Source organism: Niabella beijingensis (assembly GCF_020034665.1).
In the GTDB taxonomy this organism is placed as follows: domain Bacteria; phylum Bacteroidota; class Bacteroidia; order Chitinophagales; family Chitinophagaceae; genus Niabella; species Niabella beijingensis.
The window spans coordinates 136,912-157,034 of sequence record NZ_JAIQDI010000002.1 but is presented as its reverse complement, the minus strand read 5'-3'; the positions used below and the strand labels follow the sequence as shown (position 1 = coordinate 157,034).

At 40.9% G+C, this 20,123-nt stretch carries 17 protein-coding genes; 8 read left to right on the top strand and 9 right to left on the bottom strand.

All coding sequences use genetic code 11. The features are described 5' to 3' along the window. The first annotated feature begins 559 nt into the window (after nt 1-559). From K7B07_RS16790 to K7B07_RS16780, 3 genes are read left to right on the top strand one after another with little or no spacing between them, the layout of a single operon-like run. The gene (locus tag K7B07_RS16790; RefSeq protein WP_223711668.1) at nt 560-1,498 is read left to right on the top strand and encodes a TlpA family protein disulfide reductase; all 939 of its coding nucleotides are present in this window, start codon (nt 560-562) and stop codon (nt 1,496-1,498) included. A 32-nt stretch (nt 1,499-1,530) separates the two neighbouring features. Next, entirely contained in the window at nt 1,531-4,725 is a 3,195-nt protein-coding gene (locus tag K7B07_RS16785) for a SusC/RagA family TonB-linked outer membrane protein (protein WP_223711666.1), read from the top strand. 24 nt (nt 4,726-4,749) lie between these two features. Further along, nucleotides 4,750-6,141: a RagB/SusD family nutrient uptake outer membrane protein gene (locus K7B07_RS16780; RefSeq protein ID WP_223711664.1), complete on the top strand. Its 1,392-nt coding sequence runs from the start codon at nt 4,750-4,752 to the stop codon at nt 6,139-6,141. A gap of 79 nt (nt 6,142-6,220) precedes the next feature. Here K7B07_RS16780 and K7B07_RS16775 read toward each other — a convergent pair whose 3' ends face one another. After that, nucleotides 6,221-6,637, bottom strand: coding sequence for a hypothetical protein (locus tag K7B07_RS16775; RefSeq protein ID WP_223711662.1), 417 nt, complete (start codon nt 6,635-6,637; stop codon nt 6,221-6,223). Nucleotides 6,638-7,397: 760 nt separating this feature from the next. On the opposite strand from K7B07_RS16775, the gene K7B07_RS16770 reads away from it, so the two are divergent. Together K7B07_RS16770 and K7B07_RS16765 are read left to right on the top strand one after the other, a co-directional pair. Further along, the gene (locus K7B07_RS16770) at nt 7,398-7,976 is read left to right on the top strand and encodes an RNA polymerase sigma factor (protein WP_223711660.1); all 579 of its coding nucleotides are present in this window, start codon (nt 7,398-7,400) and stop codon (nt 7,974-7,976) included. Beyond that, nucleotides 7,969-9,201 (top strand): FecR domain-containing protein, encoded by a 1,233-nt coding sequence (locus K7B07_RS16765; protein ID WP_223711658.1) that lies wholly within the window; start codon nt 7,969-7,971, stop codon nt 9,199-9,201. Before K7B07_RS16770 ends, K7B07_RS16765 begins: the two co-directional genes overlap by 8 nt. A 161-nt stretch (nt 9,202-9,362) precedes the next feature. Here the strand turns inward: K7B07_RS16765 and K7B07_RS16760 are convergent, their stop codons facing one another. From K7B07_RS16760 to K7B07_RS16730, 7 genes are all read right to left on the bottom strand, one after another. Continuing rightward, entirely contained in the window at nt 9,363-9,776 is a 414-nt protein-coding gene (locus K7B07_RS16760) for an arsenate reductase ArsC (protein WP_223711656.1), read from the bottom strand. Nucleotides 9,777-9,832: 56 nt separating this feature from the next. Continuing rightward, nucleotides 9,833-10,309: a DUF6428 family protein gene (locus tag K7B07_RS16755; protein ID WP_223711654.1), complete on the bottom strand. Its 477-nt coding sequence runs from the start codon at nt 10,307-10,309 to the stop codon at nt 9,833-9,835. Nucleotides 10,310-10,370: 61 nt separating this feature from the next. Continuing rightward, entirely contained in the window at nt 10,371-10,700 is a 330-nt protein-coding gene (locus K7B07_RS16750; RefSeq protein WP_223711652.1) for an ArsR/SmtB family transcription factor, read from the bottom strand. 210 nt (nt 10,701-10,910) lie between these two features. Beyond that, nucleotides 10,911-11,768 (bottom strand): RNA polymerase sigma factor, encoded by an 858-nt coding sequence (locus tag K7B07_RS16745; RefSeq protein WP_223711651.1) that lies wholly within the window; start codon nt 11,766-11,768, stop codon nt 10,911-10,913. A 61-nt stretch (nt 11,769-11,829) separates the two neighbouring features. Then, a complete protein-coding gene (locus K7B07_RS16740; RefSeq protein WP_223711649.1) occupies nt 11,830-12,633 on the bottom strand; it encodes an SDR family NAD(P)-dependent oxidoreductase in 804 nt (267 codons plus the stop codon). A gap of 247 nt (nt 12,634-12,880) precedes the next feature. Next, nucleotides 12,881-13,330, bottom strand: coding sequence for a DUF305 domain-containing protein (locus K7B07_RS16735; RefSeq protein ID WP_223711647.1), 450 nt, complete (start codon nt 13,328-13,330; stop codon nt 12,881-12,883). Nucleotides 13,331-13,453: 123 nt separating this feature from the next. Then, nucleotides 13,454-14,776: a mechanosensitive ion channel family protein gene (locus K7B07_RS16730; protein WP_223711645.1), complete on the bottom strand. Its 1,323-nt coding sequence runs from the start codon at nt 14,774-14,776 to the stop codon at nt 13,454-13,456. A 335-nt stretch (nt 14,777-15,111) separates the two neighbouring features. Between K7B07_RS16730 and nhaA the strand changes: the two genes are divergently transcribed. The 3 genes from nhaA to K7B07_RS16715 all read left to right on the top strand — a co-directional run bounded on the left by nhaA (nt 15,112) and on the right by K7B07_RS16715 (nt 18,862). After that, nucleotides 15,112-16,446, top strand: a complete 1,335-nt coding sequence (gene nhaA / locus K7B07_RS16725; RefSeq protein ID WP_223711643.1) for a Na+/H+ antiporter NhaA — start codon at nt 15,112-15,114, stop codon at nt 16,444-16,446. A gap of 150 nt (nt 16,447-16,596) precedes the next feature. Next, nucleotides 16,597-17,427, top strand: a complete 831-nt coding sequence (locus K7B07_RS16720; protein WP_223711641.1) for a universal stress protein — start codon at nt 16,597-16,599, stop codon at nt 17,425-17,427. Nucleotides 17,428-17,533: 106 nt separating this feature from the next. Next, entirely contained in the window at nt 17,534-18,862 is a 1,329-nt protein-coding gene (locus tag K7B07_RS16715; RefSeq protein ID WP_223711640.1) for a TIGR00341 family protein, read from the top strand. Here the strand turns inward: K7B07_RS16715 and K7B07_RS16710 are convergent. Beyond that, a complete protein-coding gene (locus tag K7B07_RS16710) occupies nt 18,852-20,114 on the bottom strand; it encodes a cation:proton antiporter (RefSeq protein WP_223711638.1) in 1,263 nt (420 codons plus the stop codon). The genes K7B07_RS16715 and K7B07_RS16710 overlap by 11 nt on opposite strands. Nucleotides 20,115-20,123: the final 9 nt, after the last annotated feature.

Genomic DNA, 20,123 nt, shown 5'->3' with positions numbered 1-20,123 from the left:
CATTTTAAAGAGTCTCGGCTGCGAATTCTGACTTTTACTTTGGGCGAGACGATGGGAAATGCTCATGGCGATGTTATATCTTTGTGTATAGCAAAAGCCATGGGCTCCTGTCGCATAAATCTGTCCCAAGGGCGTCAGAACCCAGCAGCGCAGATGACAGGGCTCATGGTTTTTGCCTTTATATCTGCTATGAGACTCGCTTCTACCATAAATGAAAGCGAGAATCAGTCATATTACTTTTTCTGCCGGGCCAGAGGTGCGCCACTTGGGAGGTGTTTATCCGGCTCAATATAATTTCTGGTACGCCAGTCACCCGCGTAATCCGGAATGATCATTTGCCGGGCGGCGGGCCGGTTTTCTCATGCAACGGCCCCGCCTGCACCGGCGGCTCCAGGGCGCAAAACACCTTTTACAATGCTACACCTATACCCTTGCCCACCCGTTTCCCAAACAGTATTGCTTCATCTAACGATGATTTATTATGAAAAAATTTATGCTGGCAAGCGTAGGGGCTCTTTTATGCCTGTACGCGGCAGCCCAGGAAAGCACCATTAAGCCCTTGAATGTAGGGGATATTGTACCGGATATAGCCTTTACCAACCTTTACAATTACCAATCAAAAACGGCTAAGTTATCAGACTATAAAGGCAAGCTTGTAGTTATAGATTTTTGGGGTAAATATTGCACATCCTGCATTCACACCCTTTTTAAGCTGGATAGCCTTCAAAGAAAATTCAGAGATCAACTCCAGGTAATAACCGCTTCTGACTTTGCAGACCAGGCGGAAGTAGAAAAAATGTTTAAGAAATTTGGTAAAGGCCAAAACTTCGCATTCCCGGCGCTAAGCAACAAAGGCGGTGTTCTCTATAATTACTTTCCATACAAAATTGTATCGCACCTTGTATGGATAAATAGGCAGGGCGTGGTAGCAGCAATAACAGGGTCCGATTATGTAACAGAAAAGAATATAAGCTATTTATTAGCAAACGAAACAGCTAACTGGCCAATAAAAAGAGATCTTGAAGATTTTAAATACAACGCGCCATTGTTAAGCCTTAGCAATAGTAATATTGAACCGCCAAAATTCATTTATTACTCCACCTTAACATCCCATCTGGACGGCGTTTCAGCCCCGAACGGCACGTTTATTAATGATAAAGACAGCACCACTTTAACCCGTTATTACAATACTACATTGTTTGAACTGTGTAAACTTTCACTGGGATTTCCTGATGACAGCTGTATACATTTTAATGTAACAGATATTGATAGGTACAAATGGTCGGGAAAAGGGCTACGGTCTGATTGGGTGCGTGCCAACACCTATTGTTATTCTCTGGTATTGCCCGGCAGCCTTACAGGTGATCAATTACAGAACGCCGTCCGTACCGATGTTAAGCGTTGGCTAAATGCGCTTGGAATTACTATTGTTTCCTCCAAACAGCTGGTATGCGGAGTTGCTACATCAACCTATACCATTGAAGACAGGCCGCTGTAATACCCCCATTTTTTAAAATCTAACTAAAGATCATGTTTAAAATAAAAATAACGTTTGCATGCTTTTTTGCTTATGTTTCGGTAGCATCTGCCCAAATCACCGGGAGAGTAATTTCTGTTGATCGTGAACCGCTTGTTGCTGCAACATTAACTTTAGCAAATCAAGGCCAGTCCGCCATAACTGACAGAAATGGGGCCTTTGTTCTCATTTTAAAGAAGTATACCGACACCGTTATTGTTACCCACACCGGTTATGACGCTGATACGCTGATTCTTACAAAAGCCATATCACATCCGCTAACTATTATATTGCAAAGGTCAGCTGCTACAATGGAGCAGGTTATAGTAAGCACCGGGTTGCAGAAGATACCGAAAGAACGGGCCACCGGTTCATTTACAGTTATTGACAATAAAAAGCTTAATGAACAGGTAGGTAAAAATATAATAGACAGGCTGCAATATATCTCTAATGGTTATACTGCATTGCCTGCGCGCAATACAGTTACCCCATTGTACACAATACGCGGGTTAAGCACATTTACTACTTCTATTGCCAAGCCATTAGTTATTGTTGATAATTTCGAATACCAGGGTGATATTAATAACATTAACCCTAATGATGTAGAGAATGTAACATTTTTAAAGGATGCTGCCGCCGGTTCTATTTGGGGGGCAAGAGCGGCAAATGGAGTTATTGTTATCACTACAAAAAAAGGAAGCTTTAATAAACCAACAACGGTTGAGGTAAATGCTAACGTAACTATTGGCCAAAAACCAGACTTGTTTTATAATAAAAATATTGCCTCTGCCGATTTTATCGACCTTGAAAAATTTCTTTACAAAAATGGGTACTATTCTTCTCAGCTGACTTTCCCCCAGTATTATCCCTTGTCTCCTGTTGTAAATTTACTGGACAAAGCTGATCGTGGCATTTTGACGGATCAGCAGGTCAACAGTGAAATAAACCGCTTAAAAAGCCAGGATGTCCGAAACGACTACGGACGTTATTTTTATACAGGTGCACAGACCAACCAGTTCGCTGTAAATGTAACGGGCGGTACAAAAATATATTCCTGGTTATTTTCATCTGGTTTTGACGACGGGCATGATGAGCTATTCGCAAAGTACAAACGGATCAACTTTAGACTTGAAAACACCTATATGCCTGTTAAGAACCTGGAGGCTACAGTAAGCGCTTATTACACACAGAGTAAGACAACGGGTGGTCGCCCGTCCTTCGGTAGCATTGCTACAATTTCCGGGCAGTTGCCACCATACATATCTTTTGCCGATGGGAAAGGCAATCCATTACCTGTGTACACCAACTATAATTCGAGCTACATAGATACTGCTGGTGCTGGAAAGCTGCTGGACTGGAATTACTATCCGCTAAACGATTACAAGTATATGTCAAATCAGCAAACTCTTCAAAGTCTTAATGCAACGTTCGGATTGCGTTATATTTTTCTAAAACATTTCAATCTTGAAGTAAAGTACAGGTACTTAAAACAGACAACTGAAATGGAAAATATATTTGCAATGGGCAGTTTTTTTACAAGGAACCTTATTAATGTATTTACGCAGATTGATGGTAGCGGTACATTAAATTATAAAATACCAAAAGGTGATATTTTTGATCTGCATCGTTCTGAAGTTACTGGGCAAAATATTCGCACGCAGCTTAATTTTTCTAATAAATGGGCTAAGCATGAGTTATCGGCCCTGGCAGGAATGGAAACAAGCGAGACGGTTTCAAGTTCATACGCTCATCGCATGTATGGATATAACGCTGAAATTCTTACAACAAGTAATGTAGACTATACTACCAGCTACCCTATGTACCCTTATGGTACAAGCGGATTTATTCCTGATTTGGCGGGGGCGCTGGAGAAAAGGAATGATCGGCTTGTTTCTGTATATGGGAATGCAGCCTACACATATAATAGAAAATATATTTTGTCATTAAGTGGCCGAAGAGATGCGTCAAATATTTTCGGTGCAAACACCAACGACAAGTGGAAGCCTCTTTGGTCCACTGGTTTGAGCTGGGATATCGCTAAAGAATCATTTTATAAAATAGATGCGCTTTCTTACTTGCGAATCAGAACAAGCTATGGTCATCAGGGCAATATCGATCCTACAAAGGTTGCGGCGACCACCATTCGCTACTCCAATGTTAACCCCTTAACATTAACTCCCTATTCCGTAGTAGACAATTTTTATAACCCGGATTTGCGTTGGGAACAAGTGGGTATGTTTAATATGGGTGTGGACTGGTCTATTAAAAACAAGCGATTAGCAGGTAGCATTGAATACTACACAAAAAAAATGAGTGATTTATACGCCTCCGCACCAATTGAATCAACTGCGGGGACGGGATTAAATACTGTTATAAAAAATGTGGGTGTTATGAAAGGCTACGGATGGGATATCGAATTAAATAGCGTAAATCTGACAGGAAAATTTAAGTGGCTTACCAATTTTATTCTCAATACCTATTCTGACAAAGTGGTAAAAGCAAATGAGATCACATCATTACGCCCTGCTGACCTCGTTGGCGGAACAGGATCGATAGTTCAAGGTTACGGTTTATATTCCTATTTCGCTTTTAAGTGGGCCGGTCTTGACCCACAAAATGGAGATCCACAGGGCTATCTTAATGGAACGTTAAGTAAGGATTATGGGCAAATTACCGGGGATGGAACGAAACTATCTGACCTCGTGTATATTGGCTCGCTGTTACCCAGATATTATGGGTCCATGGGAAATACTTTTAGCTGGAATGGGCTTTCCCTTACAATAAGGCTCATTTATAAATTGGACTATTTTTTTAAAAGGGAGTCAATCAATTACACATCCCTCATCAGCAATTCAGTGGGACATTCAGACTATTCGCTCCGCTGGCAGCACCCGGGAGACGAAATGAACACCTCTGTTCCTTCCTTTGCCTACCCAGTAAATACCAGCCGGGATAATTTCTATCAGGGTTCACAGGTCCTTGCTACACCGGGCGATCACATACGGTTACAGTATATTAATGTAAGCTATAATTTAAAGAATAGCGTTTTAAAAAATGTGCGTGCAATCCATAGTGCAGATTTTTACATTATCTGCAACAATGTTGGTTTGGTTTGGAAAAAGAATAAATACAATATCGATCCCGACTATAGTAATACAACAATTCCGGAGCCAAAGAATATAGCACTTGGAATGAGAATCGGTTTTTAAATTAATCTACAAAAAATATAAATCATGAAAATAAGAGTGAAAATAATTATTCAGTGGCTATTTGTATTTATATTGTGGGGCAGCCAGTATGGATGCAAAAAATATTTATCGGAAAAATCCAATCAAAGTCTTGTAATTCCATCAACGCTGACTGACTTACAATCTTTATTAGACAATTATTTACAGGTAAACCAGAAAGACCCCGTGGCAGGACAAATTAGTTGCGATGATTTTTACTTGCTGGATAATGATTATAATACGCTTGGCGAAAATGAGCGTAATATATATACCTGGGCCAAGGACAACCTTTTTGCCGATGGGATTGACAATGATTGGGCCAGATGTTATACTCAGGTTGGCAGGGCAAATCAGGTCCTGTCACAAATTGACAATATAAGCTACTCAACAAATGAAATCCCAGACTGGGAAAATACAAGAGGGCAAGCACTATTTCTTAGGGGCCGTGCGTTTTTATTTGCTATATCTCTTTGGGGGCAGGCCTTTGACACGAAAACTGCAGCGACTGACCTTGGCATACCCCTTCGGCTGGACCCCGAATTTAATACCAGATCTGTAAGAAGCAGTGTTGCACAAAGTTATGATCAGGTTGTTTCCGATCTTAAAGAATCGATTAGGTATTTGCCCGTCAATGCAGTGCATCCTATACGTCCATGCAAAGCCGCGGCAATGGCTTTGTTGGCCCGTACTTATTTGTGGATGCGAAATTATGATAGCTGTTTAAATTACGCCGATGCGTGTCTTCAATTACGAAGTGAATTGAAAGACTATAACGAACTGGATGTTAATGCCACCTATCCATTTTCCGCGATACGATATACAAATCCTGAAGATTTAGCTAATTTTATAATGTATGGGCCGCCTGCAAGCTTAAGTATTTCAAAAGCGAAAATTGACAGCATGCTATATAAATCATATGACGATAATGATCTTCGTAAAAAAATATATTTCAGAGCGAATACGGGAACGAATGCCGGATCATTTGGGTTCAAAGGCAGCTATTTTGGCAACTCCGTTCCATATGATGGAGTAGCGCTCGATGAAGTTTATCTAATGCGCGCAGAATGCTATGTCCGGACAGGAAATCTTAACGGGGCGCTGGAAGATTTAAATAATTTAATGAGTAAAAGATGGCGAAGGAACACTTTTATTCCTTTCACTACATCTATTGCAAAAGATGCGTTAATAATTATCCTCAAAGAGCGTCGGAAGGAGTTAGTGTTTAGAGGGCTGCGCTGGATGGATATTAAGCGGTTAAATAAGGAGAATGCCGATATCAGTTTAGTGAGACAAGTAAACAATTCTGCCTTTACACTTTTACCCAACGATAAACGTTTCGCCTTGCCAATTCCTAAAGATGTTATATCCCTGTCAGGAATGGTGCAAAATGAGCGTTAGCGAAGCACAGATTGTAGTATGTATGTAAGGATAAATAAGAAAGGCGCTCAATTGGCGCCTTTCTTATTAGGTGCTAAAACTATTCTGTTTCTTCTTTTTCATAATCAGAATTTGCCTGCACATAAGTTACCGGATTTACATCCATCCTGTTCAAGTAACTAACAAACTTATCTTTATTAGTTGTACCGGACTGCGCTTGCAGAGTGGTATTGTCTAAATGTGAAACACATACAATTGTTCCGGGATCGCATGGATTTTCTTCGGGCAGCCCTGTTGTGATTTCAGTCCAGTTGGCACTACTTTTCAAATTTGCAGCTGATTCATCGGGACCGTTATATTTGAAATAGGTATTGGCAAAAACTGCTGGTTTAACCTCTGCTTTTTTTTCAGTTTGCTTTTTTTCTGCCGGCTTTTTATCAAAACTGCTGGCGCCAAATACCAGCGCAGTGGCAGTGGCTATAGCAGCCACTCCCAGCATGATTTTTTTTGTAACCATTTTAGTATTAATTTTAAATTGAGTTTAAATGAAGACTGGTAAAAACAATTTCGGTTGTTTTTACTGATTTGTTTAGAGGGTATGCAGTTATTAGAGTAATAGCATACCCTTTCTTCGTTTAAAAGCCGCCCAGCCATGGTATTCCTTGTTTTCTTGGCTGAGCAGGCAATTATATTTATATGGTAAACATTGTTTCATATTTCCTTTTTTGCTGTTGTCTGGTTAAATAGTTTTTTGTTCCAAAAGGCCACCAGCTCCAGCTTGTGAGGTGAAAGCCACAACAATATTCACAATAATAGATTCGTTTGGTTCCCGGCTTCTTCACTCTGCGTTTTATGCGAACACCGTATTCACTCTTTACCTTCAGTCTGGCACGCAAACCCACCATAGTGTCCATTGCATCCGTTCGGGTGTTGTAAATGACTTTTCCTGTATTTTGGCAAATTGTTTTCATATTTCAAACTGAACCAATCCGGTTTTAATATTTAATACAACCAGTTATAGCATTTCTTTTCCCTCAATCATCAAAAAATGTTTTGATGATTTTTATTTTACAAAAAATGAACAATACCCAGAAGTAATGCTTAAATTAGTATTGCCAAATCAGTTAATTAAGCAACCCTTCTAATATATTATACGTAAAAAAGAGGGTATACGGGTGAATCAAAATCTGACTTTTTTTTAAAAATTTTCTTTCCCCTGATCCTTCCCTAAACCAGTAATTCGTTTTTGCGGCTTACTACATGAAAAAGGAGGTAACATGCTATTTGATCACCTGGTATCCGGTTCGGAAAAAGATCTTTCCGAAATTATTGCAACCTATCACAATAGATTGTACGCATATGTTAATCGCTACGTACGAAATCCATGTAGCACAGAAGAGATCTTACAAGATACCTTTTTAACGCTTTGGGAACACCGGCATTTAATGGATAAAATTCCCTATCCTGAAGGTTGGTTAATCCTTACCGGTATGCGTAAAGCCGTTGATTATTTACGAAATGAAAAAAAGAATCCTCCAATAACTTCTTTGCCGGATGATGATGACAAGATACCGGATCCTAAAAGCCTGATCGATATTCTATCCCACAAAGAAACCCTTCGTCATATAGATAATGCTTTGCAACAGCTATCACCTATGCGAAGAAAAGTAATGGAGTTGTTTATAAATACGGGTATGTCGCGCAAGGAAATTGGGACAGAACTGGGTATAAAAGACGAAACTGTAAAAAGCCACCTGGCCGCGGCTCGGGACTACATTACCGGCTATCTGAAGAAAAGAGGGCAACTTCCTGTTGTACTCATTTTATGGATCTTAAAAATCTTCAACAATGACTGATAATACACTTGTAATAAAATCATTGATAAAAAAACATTTGGAAGGTAGCGCTACCGCACAGGAAGAAGCCGCATTCATCCAGTTATGGAATTTATACGACGATGAAGAGCTGGCACAGTTGATAGAAGAAGTAAATGCGGAAATGCCATCGCCGCCAGCAGAAAATCTGCCAAAGGTGGATGCCGCTGCCTTAGCCCGCAAAATTGTGACAATAGCAGCTGCCCGAAAAGTGGCACAAAGAAAACGAACTTTGGTAAAATATGCGGTACCTATTGCTGCCAGCGTATTGCTTGTAGTTGGGTTGTGGATGAACAAAGTGCTTTCGGAAAGGCAACAATATAAAGTAATATGCGGTGCTTCAATAGAAGCCGGTGATATAAATACCACGGAATTTAATTGCACTATTAAGGATGGCGAAAAGAACTACCTGGTGGATAGCAATACAAGCCTGCAGTTGCGGTATAACGGTCTAAGGATAATACAACGGCCTGGAAAGATTGTTTATCAACAACATAATGGCACCGATGACACAATTCGTTTCCGAGGGCACGAAATTAGCACAGCTTCGGAACAGCAATACCTGGTGGTGTTACCTGGCAATACCGTTTTGCGACTAAATGCCCAAACCAAGTTGAAAATAGCACCTGACCCATCAACAGGCACCTTAACAGCATCCCTGATGCAGGGAGAAGTATTTGCTGAAAGCCAGGGAGCGTTAACAATGACCGGACCTAATGTCAATATCACCAGCCAGGGCGGCAGTTTTGACCTGCGGGCCATAGAAGGCGGCAGTTTGATTGCTGTATCAAAAGGCCGCCTGGAAGCCAGTTTTCCTTCAGGTAACTCCGAAACTTTGAACTTTAGCGATTGGTCCGCCTTTGTCAAAATAAAAGACAAAGAGATAATTAAGGATAGTATTATGACTCAAAGGTGTGAGGATATCGAAGGTTTTACTGTTTGGAAAAATACAGAACGGGTGTATGAAAACGTGCCTCTGGCAGTTTTTGTAGACCAGATGCAGTATTGGTATGGGGTTCGGTTTACAGATCTGAAATGCCTGGATAAAGAAAAAAGAGTAACTACACGCTTATGCTACAAAGCAACCCGGGAGGATTTTTTTGCTGTATTGCGACATAATGGTTTTAAAGTTTATACTACCAGCAGTGGTTATACGTTCTGTAATCCGGAGAGAGAAAAAAAAGAGCAAATAGTGGCAAGACAATAAAAAACAAATTAGACGAGATTGCATTTTAAGTTTCTAAAATATCTCTTTATTAAATACCATTGATGCCAGAAGCTATCGCCAGGAATATCCAAAGCGCCAGATACCGGTCTAAAAAAGAAAGCTTTTACGTTCGTGTGCCGGTGCGCAGTTATTTGCAGGTATTACAGGTTGGTTTGAACAAAATTTTTAGCGTAGTCTTTTATCATATCTCTTACCCTTGCAAATTCCTGCATTGTTTCTTCTTCTGTCCCCTGCAATTTTGCGGGATCAGGAAAATTGTAATGGAATTTTACCGCATTAGTGGGGAAGAAAGGGCATCTTTCCTTTGCGTTATCACATACGGTAATTACATAGTCAAAGTCGATATTGTTGTACTCTGCAACATTGTTAGAGGTGTGGCCAGAGATATCAATACCATCGGCTTCCATCGTGGCTATCGCTTTCGGGTTTACACCATGCGTTTCTACACCGGCGCTATAGATCTCTGCCTTATCCCCGGCAAAATGTCTTAAATAACCTTCGGCAATCTGGCTGCGGCAACTATTCCCGGTACAAAGCACTAAAACTTTTTTCATGTATTTTTTTGTTTTGATTAAATGATTTTTATGGCGTTAACCCCCCTTTGTTATTTTTAGCAACAGCCTCCTCCAGGTGAGCAGCAGGTTTCAGCATTAACAGATAATTCTTTTAATGATATTTTTTGCTTTTCTGCAGGCACTCCACAACTATCTTTTGCAAGGCAATCGGTAACAGTGGACACAAGAACAAATGATGCTCCGTCAAAATCCAGAGCATACTTACCAATGGTGTCACCCTGGTATTCAACTTCCACTTCCAGGTTATCAGTAATAGAAAGTTTTTGTTCGCAGAGATTGATAATATTTAGCAATTTAGCGGGCTTTAAACGGTGCTCATAGTCATTGGCATTCCAGAGTTGGAAGTTAACTTTAGCTTCATAACGGGTTGTACCACCACAATCAATAAAGTGCTTATTTACTATTCCTACTTCTGTTACATGAAAGTGTTCCGGCACTTTGGTACCGTCAGGTAGCAGAAATGCTACATTATCCAGGCCAGGTAATATGCTTTTAATTTCAGACAGTTTCATATTTTTTTATTTTAATTGTTTATAATATTGCATTATTGCGATGAATGATCCTAAATTTTTTTTAACAGCAGCTTTTCCCAGGGGTAAATGAGGTAAAAAATATCGAAAGTTCATTGTTTACCTGTGCCCACACTTTTTCGTCAATACAATAGCAGATACTGGTTCCCTCAATACTTCCTTTGATAATCCCCGTATTTTTTAACTCCCGCAGGTGTTGGGAAATGGTGGCCTGGGCCAGGCCCAATTCTTCCACCAGGTCATTACAAATACAGGCCTGCGATTTAATAATATGCTGAAGGATGGCTATACGTGCAGGGTGCGCCAGTGCTTTTAGAATAGTGGCTAATCTATTCTGTTGCTTATTAAATATTTCTGTTTTTGTAATTCCCATACTTCAATTATTAATCGCAATATTACGATTAATTTATCGAAGAAGGAAAAATTTGATAATATCTTTTGGTTCTGCGGGGGATGTATATTCATAATAGTGGCCTCTGCATTCAGTTTTTAGCACTATCCTCAGCCACATTCTGCTGGCTTTTGGGTATTGCACATCGAAACACCCAATGCGATGGATGAGCCAGGCTTTTACAGGAACAGATTACTCTTTCTTATCTGACTTACGCTCAAAAAAATCCTGTTTTTCACCAATCGCAGTCTTAAGGCAATTCATTATTTCTTCGTGAAAGTCGGTACCTGCCGCATGAAGCGGATCGATCGCCTTTACCAGTAAAGTGCGCAATGTAAAAAGCTGCTCCCGGTTATATTTCTTTGATGCTTTTACCAGTTCCAACTTCATCAGTTCCACCTGCTGATTTTGTTTGGGGTTGAATATTTCGTTGATATGGCTGCATTGATGACAAATCCCTTTTTGGTTGATTAAAGCACATCGATGCTCAAAAATATCGGTCATCGTATTCCGGGCGTCATTCAACAAATGTTTGATCACTCCCTCGGTCTTGTCCAGGATAAGACCGATTTCCTTTATCTGAAAATCGTAAATATTCTTTAAAATAAGCGCTACCTGGTTCTCTATGGGAAGCGTTTTTGAAATACAAGTAAAACAATAATCAATGTGTTCTCTCATTTCGTATGCACCGGCAGGTGAGGTATCATGAACCATCCAAAATACCTGCCTAATCTCCTCTGAGCTTATTGCCAGGTCTGCCGCGCGGTCCTGCGCATCTGCCTGCCATCTTTTTAACTTGCGTAAATGATCGTAGGCAAGGTTGGTCGCTATTTTGAACACCCATGTTTTCAGCGATGAATCCTGGTTAAAGCTGGAAATTTTTGTAAAAGCTTTTATAAAAGTGTCGTGCGTCAGGTCATCCACATCATCCCGATCGGTAAGCAAACGATACAGGTAAGACTTCAATTGATTTTGAAACTCGCCAAATAGTGTTTGAAATGCATTGATATCACCGGACATTGCCGATTTGAGGATAGCTTCCTTTTCCATTTAATCCTTTAAAAATAAAATGAGGTTGCAGCCCTTCCGTAGGCGCTGCAACCCTAAAATACTATAATATATTCAGCTTCCCGCAATCCACATCCACAACATGGCTGTTGAATGCTACTCCTGTTTCTGAAGCGAGGAATGCGGCGGTCTCACCCACTTGTTTTAAGGTCGGGCTTGTATTGAGTATGTCGAAGGCCTTATACTGCGCCACCAGCTGTTCCCTGGGAACTCCGTATTGCTCTGCTGTAGCATCGATCCATCCGGAAATGCGCTTTGTTTCCATTAAAGCACCGGCGCAAATACAAATGACTTTTATTCCACTTACGCCCCATTCTGCAGCCATAGCTCGTGTCAACCCTTCAACAGCAGCGCTGGCAGCAGTAATGCCAGCCACATTCGGAAGCTTCGATCTTGATAAAGCTGCCGTAAGAAGCAAGATAGTTCCTTCGGATCCGGTTTGTACCATATACCTTGCAGCAGCCCTCGAAGTGAGGAATTGGGATCCACAGATCTTTTCCATTGGCGTCATAAATTGCTCAAAAGTTGCCTCTGTTGTAGGCGGGCGACCTCCCATTTCGCTATAACTGGCCCCGATACCGTTGAATATAACATCCAGCCGGCCGTTATCGGCAACAACTTTTGATAAGAAGTTATCGATCTCGGTTTCCTTCAGTGCATCCACCTTTGCGGCTTCTGCCCATCCACCATTGTCAGTAATTTCCCGGGCCAATTGGCTTACTACTTCAAAATTCCGGGCGGTGACATACACTTTTGCGCCATGCTCTGCTAACGACTCGGCAACTGCTCTTGCAATATCGCCGGATGCCGCAAATACAGCGGCTACTTTGTCTTTTAGATTTTTCATTCGCTAAATTTATTTTTTGACGAATGGGCCGGGCAAAACGGTCGGAATTTTTCTAAAAAAACAAAAAAATTGTCGTAACTCGTTGACTACAAAAGCAATGAGCTTACTGGTGCAGAATGTTTGTTTACCACCCGCCTGCGGAAGGATCGATATGAACAGTTGGAAATTATTGCTAAAAATGAATGATGTTAATACCTATATCAAAAATAGAAAGCTATGTATATCCCATAATAATTTATAAACGCTGTTACTTCATTCGTTGAAGGATTTGTTCCATCTGGTGGATCTCTCTTTCCTGGGATTGGATAATTTGCTCTGAAAGTTGTTTTACTTCCGGATCTTTAATAGCTGCATGTTTACTGGTCATAATGGCGGAGGAGTGATGTGGAATCATGGCCTTCATGTATTGGATATCGCCAATAGCCGTCTGGCTGCGTAATGCCGCCAATGCTGTAATAAATACAACAATCGCCCCTGCAATAATGATGCGATTTGTTCTCTTATTGGGGTACATACTACTCATCATCCCGATCATAATAACCGCCATTGGCGCTACCATGATCAGCGCCATATAGATCCTGGTAAGACTAGTATGGTAGTGATCCGCCTGATCCATATTTACAAACATGGCTAAATACATGACAAAAAAGGAAATGATCATCATAATGCCAAACTTTTTGTAACTCATCTGTTTCATAACAAAATAATTTGCTGATTGATAAATTGATATTTGCTTACTATCAGTCCTCAATAATCAATCCAGTATGATTAAGTGGCTTTACAAAAGGCTATCTGAAAGAGGATTTTCAAACTGTTGGTCTTACCCTGCCATTTCCCTGGCTATTCGCAACCTGCGGAGATCATCTGATGCAGGAGATTCAAACACTTCAAGATGAAAAAATTTAATGGCGGCCAGCAGGTGATCAAAAAGATCGGCCATTGTATCTTCAAAATACCCCCAGTTAGTTCCGTTGGTAAACATATAAAGTTCTAAGGGAAGCCCATACTCAGTAGGCGCCAACTGCCGTACCATTAAGGTCATATCCTTATGTATCTCCGGGTTATGCTTTGCATAGGAAAGAATATAAGACCGGAAAAGACCTACATTGGTCATTCTTCTTCCATTAACAGGAACGGAACTGTCAACCTGGTATTTTTGATTATATACCTGGATTTCTGTTTCCCGTTTGTTAATATATTCTTTTAAGAGCTGTATCTTTTTGAGCGTTTCAATCTCATCGCGGGTCAGGTAACGGATCGAGGATATTTTAATATTGATGGCTCGCTTGATCCTTCTTCCACCGCTTTCCTCCATACCCCGGTAATTTTTAAAGGCATCACTTAGCAAGGTGTAGGTTGGTATGGTAACCACCGTCTTGTCAAAATTGCGCACCCGTACATTGTTCAGGTTTATTTGCATCACATCGCCATCAACGCCATATTTGGGCATCTCGATCCAGTCGCCAACCCTGATGGAATCGTTTGCAGAAACCTGGATGCTGGCCACAAACCCAAGGATGGTGTCTTTGAAAACCAGCATCAGGATTGCTGAAGCAGCGCCGAGGGAAACCAGGAAGGACCAGGGCGAACTCCCCGTTAGGGAAGACACGATCAGGGTTCCGGCCATGAAAATAAAGAAGATCTGCACTACCTGGAGATAGCTGTCAAGCGGTTTGTCAGCAAAAGCTTTAGAACCCGCCATCAGGTCCCTGGCAGTCTTCAGAATGCTATTTACCAATGAGTATGTAAAAATAATGATCAGTATCTCCAGGAACTTTTCAAGGCCGGCTGTAAAACTGGGGAACCCAACAAAAACATAAGGTAACAGCTGACGGGTAAAAATTACCAGGATTAGCCTGCTGGCTGCATCAAGTGCTTTGTTCTCCATCAGCCTATCGTCCCAAGTCCAGCGGGTGCGTGCAATTACTTTGTGTAGTAATTCTTTAGCAACCTTGCGGATAATATAATCAGCAATGAGCAGGATGAATAAAGTGGCTAATAATAAACTGGCGCTGGTAAAGATATGTGCCGCTTTGTCTGAAATATTTAGTTTTTGCCAGATATCATAGGTCCATTGATATACTTCACTACTATCCGGAACAAGGATACTGCCATCGATGTTAATACTGTTTAAAAAAGTCATATTAACAAGCAAACGTACCCAATTTACGGCGGCCAGGCAAACTTTAAATGGAGAAATTATCTGAACCTTTTGTTAGTGATGGCATCCTGATTCATTTCAGTACCAGGTTTGCGGCAATATTCCGATCCAATATTTGCTAAAATGAGTTCAGCAAGACAATCGTTGAACAATTTGTTCCTTTCCTGTATAAAAAGTAACAATTTTTAAAATTTTTAAACGACTTTTTAGATATAAGACATACAAAAACAATATATTTCGATTCTGCAAAATCGTAATACTCAAATTACATTTGTCAAAACTTTAATTCATTCTGAACTAAACACAGCTATAAGAAAATGAGCTTATCAAAAAAAAGAACCCCGATAGAGAAGCTGGTACAACCTATACAGCGATTTATTCAACTTGAAAAATCCGGTGGTATTGTTTTGGGCGTAAGTGTTATTATAGCGCTTGTCTTAGCCAATTCAGGATGGTCAGAAGGGTATCATCACTTTTTGGAACATAAGTTGGGATTTCAGTGGGATGGCAGGACCTATTTTGAGTACAATCTTCACCACTGGATCAATGACGGGCTCATGTCTGTTTTCTTTTTTGTAGTTGGGCTCGAATTAAAAAGGGAAATCATAGCCGGGCAACTCTCTGATTTACGCAGTGCTTTATTACCGGTTGGTGCTGCTGCCGGTGGCATGATCGTACCGGCAGCCATTTATTTATTTCTTAATCATGGTACCGCAACCAGCAGCGGTTGGGGAATACCAATGGCTACCGATATTGCATTCGCCCTCGGTGTTTTGTTTTTACTGGGAAAAAGAGTGCCCCTTTCATTAAAGGTTTTTCTCACTGCCCTGGCTATTGTTGACGACCTTGGTGCGGTGCTGGTTATCGCTTTTTTCTATACTTCCCATATTTCATTGCTCCACCTGGCAATAGGTGGAGGCATATTGTTAGCTATGTATGTAGGAAATAAGCTGGGGATAAGGAGTATTATTTTTTATGCCATACTGGGTATTGGTGGTGTATGGACAGAATTTTTATTGTCCGGCGTACATGCTACAATTGCAGCGGTGCTGGCCGCATTTACCATACCTGCAGATGTGAAGATAAAAGAGCAGCTCTTTGTTGACAAAATACAAAAATACCTTGACCGCTTTAAAGATATTGACCCAATGGAAGATAAACCGACCCTTACCAATGAACAACTGCATGTATTGGAACAGGTACAGGAGGCAACAATTGCGGCCACGCCACCTTTGCAACGGCTGGAGCATGCCATGCACCCTTTGGTGACATTTATAATTATACCTGTTTTTGCCCTTGCTAATGCAGGGGTATCTCTGAATATTGACCTTGATAACCTGTTCAGCACTAATGTTGCTATTGGGGTGTCCCTGGGTTTACTATTAGGCAAATTTATAGGTGTGGTGGGCTTCACCCTGTTATTTATAAAACTTGGGATTGCCCGTTTTCCCAAAGGTATGGATGTTCGCAATTTATTGGGAGCCGGATTATTGGCTTCGATAGGGTTCACCATGTCGTTATTTATTACTTCCCTTGCTTTTTCCGATGAAATTTACATAACACAGGCTAAAATCGGCATTTTTGCTGCATCCATTATTGGTGGCATAGCTGGGTATATTTTATTAAACAAACAGTTTCAAAAGAAAAGTTAATACTTGCTTTTTTATGTTAATCTTATTTATTAAGTCATTAAATAATGCTTTTTTAAATATGCTGACAGCTGTTTATGAGTACCCGGGGTGACTTAAAATCGGTAACTTCGTAATGTATAGGTATTTGACTGAATAGATTAAAGTTGATCAATGATAAAATATCATATCCGGAAGATTGCAGTTGCAACGAATTTTAGTGAAGAATCAGATAATGCAGTGTACCAGGCTGCATTGCTGGCTAAAAAACACGATGCCGGGCTGGATATTATACATGCCGTGTCTCCGGCGGATTCAAGAAATAAAAAGGCGGAATTTGTTCAGGCTGCTTATGAACAGTTAAAAAAGTATCGTGATGGGATCTTGGATGAATTTGGTATAGAGGCCAAAGTTTTTGCGCGTGTTGGTGATGTAGTCGCATTTATATATAAGTACTGTATTGAAAATAAAACGGATCTTTTGCTTATCGGCGTACTGAATGGCGTTAAGCGCTATTTTAAAGAATCGATGGCCTATGGTATTATTATGAAGATTGAATGCCCGGTGCTCTCGATTCCGATGAGTTTTAAGCGATCAGATTTTCATAAAATCTTATTTCCTGTTCGCTCCGTTGAGGGCGTTAAAGAAAAACTCATTCATTCCAGGCCGTTCATCCAAAAAGACAACTCGGAGCTGCATATTATTTGCCTGAGACAACCGGACCTTTATAAGGTTAATGAAGTTATTGAACTAGCCAAAAATCAGCATATACAATTTTCAGTTTCGGATTTTGATGCGGATTCAAAAAAAAATGTTGCCCCCGAAGTAATTTCAGCGGCAAAAGAAAAACAAGCAGACCTGATTGTTATTAATGCTACTTCAGAAAAGCAATGGTACAATATATTTGGTGAAAACTATACGGAATACATCCTTAAAGAAGCGGAAGTCGCTGTTTTGTCAATAACACACCCTTTTGAATCAGACAATCTACCTGATACTCCGTAATGCTTAAATCCTCCGCTCCAATTTTTCAAAAACGTACAGGTTTTGCTGGTACCATAAAGTTTTCTATTTTTAAATAGAAGAAGATATTTATTATTATTGTTGAACTATGAGTAATCAGAATAGGCTTTTTAGAGCTGTCCGGCTTACACTTGCACGATTATTTAACCTGCATCTTGAAAAGGCAAATGAAGCGGATGTCATAGAATCCATCAAGAAGGGTGTGGAGTTCAGAGGGCCGAATTTATGGACGCTGATCTTTGCAATATTTATCGCTTCCATTGGTTTAAATGTCAATTCAACGGCCGTGATCATCGGCGCCATGTTGATCTCGCCGTTGATGGGACCTATTATGGGGATTGGTTTGGGCATCGCTGTCGTTGATCTTAACCTTGTGAAAAAGGGGAGTAAAAACCTGCTCACAGCCACCCTGATCAGTATTGCTACTTCTGCAATCTATTTTTGGATCACCCCGCTGCACGATGCACAAAGCGAGCTGTTGGCCCGTACCACACCGTCTATATGGGATGTTTTTATCGCGTTTTTTGGCGGACTCGCGGGCATTGTCGCAAGCACGAGAAGAGAGAAAAGTAATGTAATTCCTGGTGTTGCTATTGCTACGGCATTAATGCCGCCGCTTTGTACAGCAGGTTTCGGACTGGCTTCGGGAAATTTTTACTATTTTCTTGGAGCTCTTTACCTATATTTCATAAATAGTGTATTTATATGTCTCAGTACTTATCTCATTGTAAGATTTCTAAATTTCAGGAAAGTACAGTTTGAAAATCAATCCTACGGGAAAAAAGTTTCGCGCTACATACTGCTGATCGTAACAGCGGCGGTGATCCCCAGTATCTACTTGGCCTATAAAATAGTAGACAAAAGTATTTTTGAAACGAATGCCCAGACATTTGTAAACGACCAGTTTCGATTTAAAAATACGCAAGTGGTCAATAAGACGTTCCGGTACAGATCTGACAGCAGTGAGATTGATTTGCTGTTGATCGGCAAGAACCTCCCACAATTTACAATTGATAGCATTTCACAAAAACTAAAGCAGTACAGGCTGAAGGATGCAAAACTGGTTGTAAGGCAAGGGTTGGACGCCAAACAGGAGATCGACTTCAGCCAGATAAAGGCGAGCATTCTTGAAGATGTATTTAAACAAGATTCTGCCCGGAACTCCGTGGTGCAGGAACATACATCTTCCACGGAACTGCCGGATCTGAGGCCAGAACTGAAAGCCTTATATCCCTCGCTAACTTACTATACCGGGTCCCGGTCCATCATCTACCGGACAGATACACTTGCCACAGATACGCTTACTTTATTTGTGGCCAACTTTTCAAAGTTGCCAACCCGTGACGAACGGTTTAAAATGCAACAGTGGCTAAAGCAACGCCTGCAGACAGACTCTGTAAAGCTGATCATTCAATAAGTGATCCCTGCCCTCCGGAAAGTTTTAATTTACTGATCAGTTTGCCAACAGAAAGTCCCTGCACAAGTATCGAAAACAGCACTACAATAAAGGTAACGGATACAATGATTCCCTTATAGTCACTTGCTGGCAGGGATAACGCCAGCGCAATTGAAATGCCGCCTCTTAAACCGCCCCAGGTCATTACATAGATTGTTTTGATGCCCAGTTTTCTTTTAAATCCGAATAATAAAGAAGGTAAATACAGTGAAAAGAAACGGGATACCACGATCAGTGGGGCAATGATCAACCCGGCAAGGATCATTTCCCGGCTAAAAGATACCATAACAATTTCTAATCCGATCAGCATAAATAGAATGGCATTCAGTACCTCATCCACCACTTCCCAGAATTTTCCCATATAATCACGGGTGACGTCACTCATGGCTTTAGCTGCCCCACGGTTGCCCGTCATAATGCCTGCGACCACCATCGCCAGCGGTCCGGATACATGCAGGTAATGACAAAGGCTGTATCCTCCCATCACCATCGCCAGGGAGATAAGGATCTCCGTTTGGAAATGATCAATGGCTTTCATCATACGGTAACCTGCAAATCCGATAAGTGCACCAACAATCACCCCCCCTAAAGCTTCTCTTGCAAAAAGTTTGATAATTTCCACAGCCCCGAACTGTTCCGGCCCCCATGCTGCTATGCCCAGCAGCGTAGCAAAAATAACCACGCCGATGCCGTCATTAAAAAGGGATTCGCCAATAATATTGATTTCCACTTTTTGTGGAATGCGCGCCTTTTTTAAAATGCTCATAACCGCAATAGGATCTGTAGGGGAAATCAGGGCCCCAAACAATAAGCAATAGATAAAAGGGATAGCTGTATCAAATAATTGCGCCAGCTCATACATAATCAGCCCTACACAAAAGGTAGAAATGAGTGTACCGATAGTAGCAAAGGTAAGGACGCTTTTAGCCTCCCTGCGCAACTCCGGCACTCTTACGTGCAAGGATCCGGCAAAAAGCAAAAAACTGAGCAGGATACCGAGCAAAAATTCGGAAAAATTGATCAATTCCAGTTTTTGCTGGATCATTGTTTTGAAGCCGGAAGAAAAGTAACCGGATATAATTAAGCCTAATGATGCCAGGACCCCCATCAGCATGAGGCTGATACCGGATGGAAATTTAAACAGGCGGACATTTATATATGAAAAAATAGCCGCAAGGGTAATGAGTACTGAAAAAAGAATAAACAGTTGCATATAGGCTTA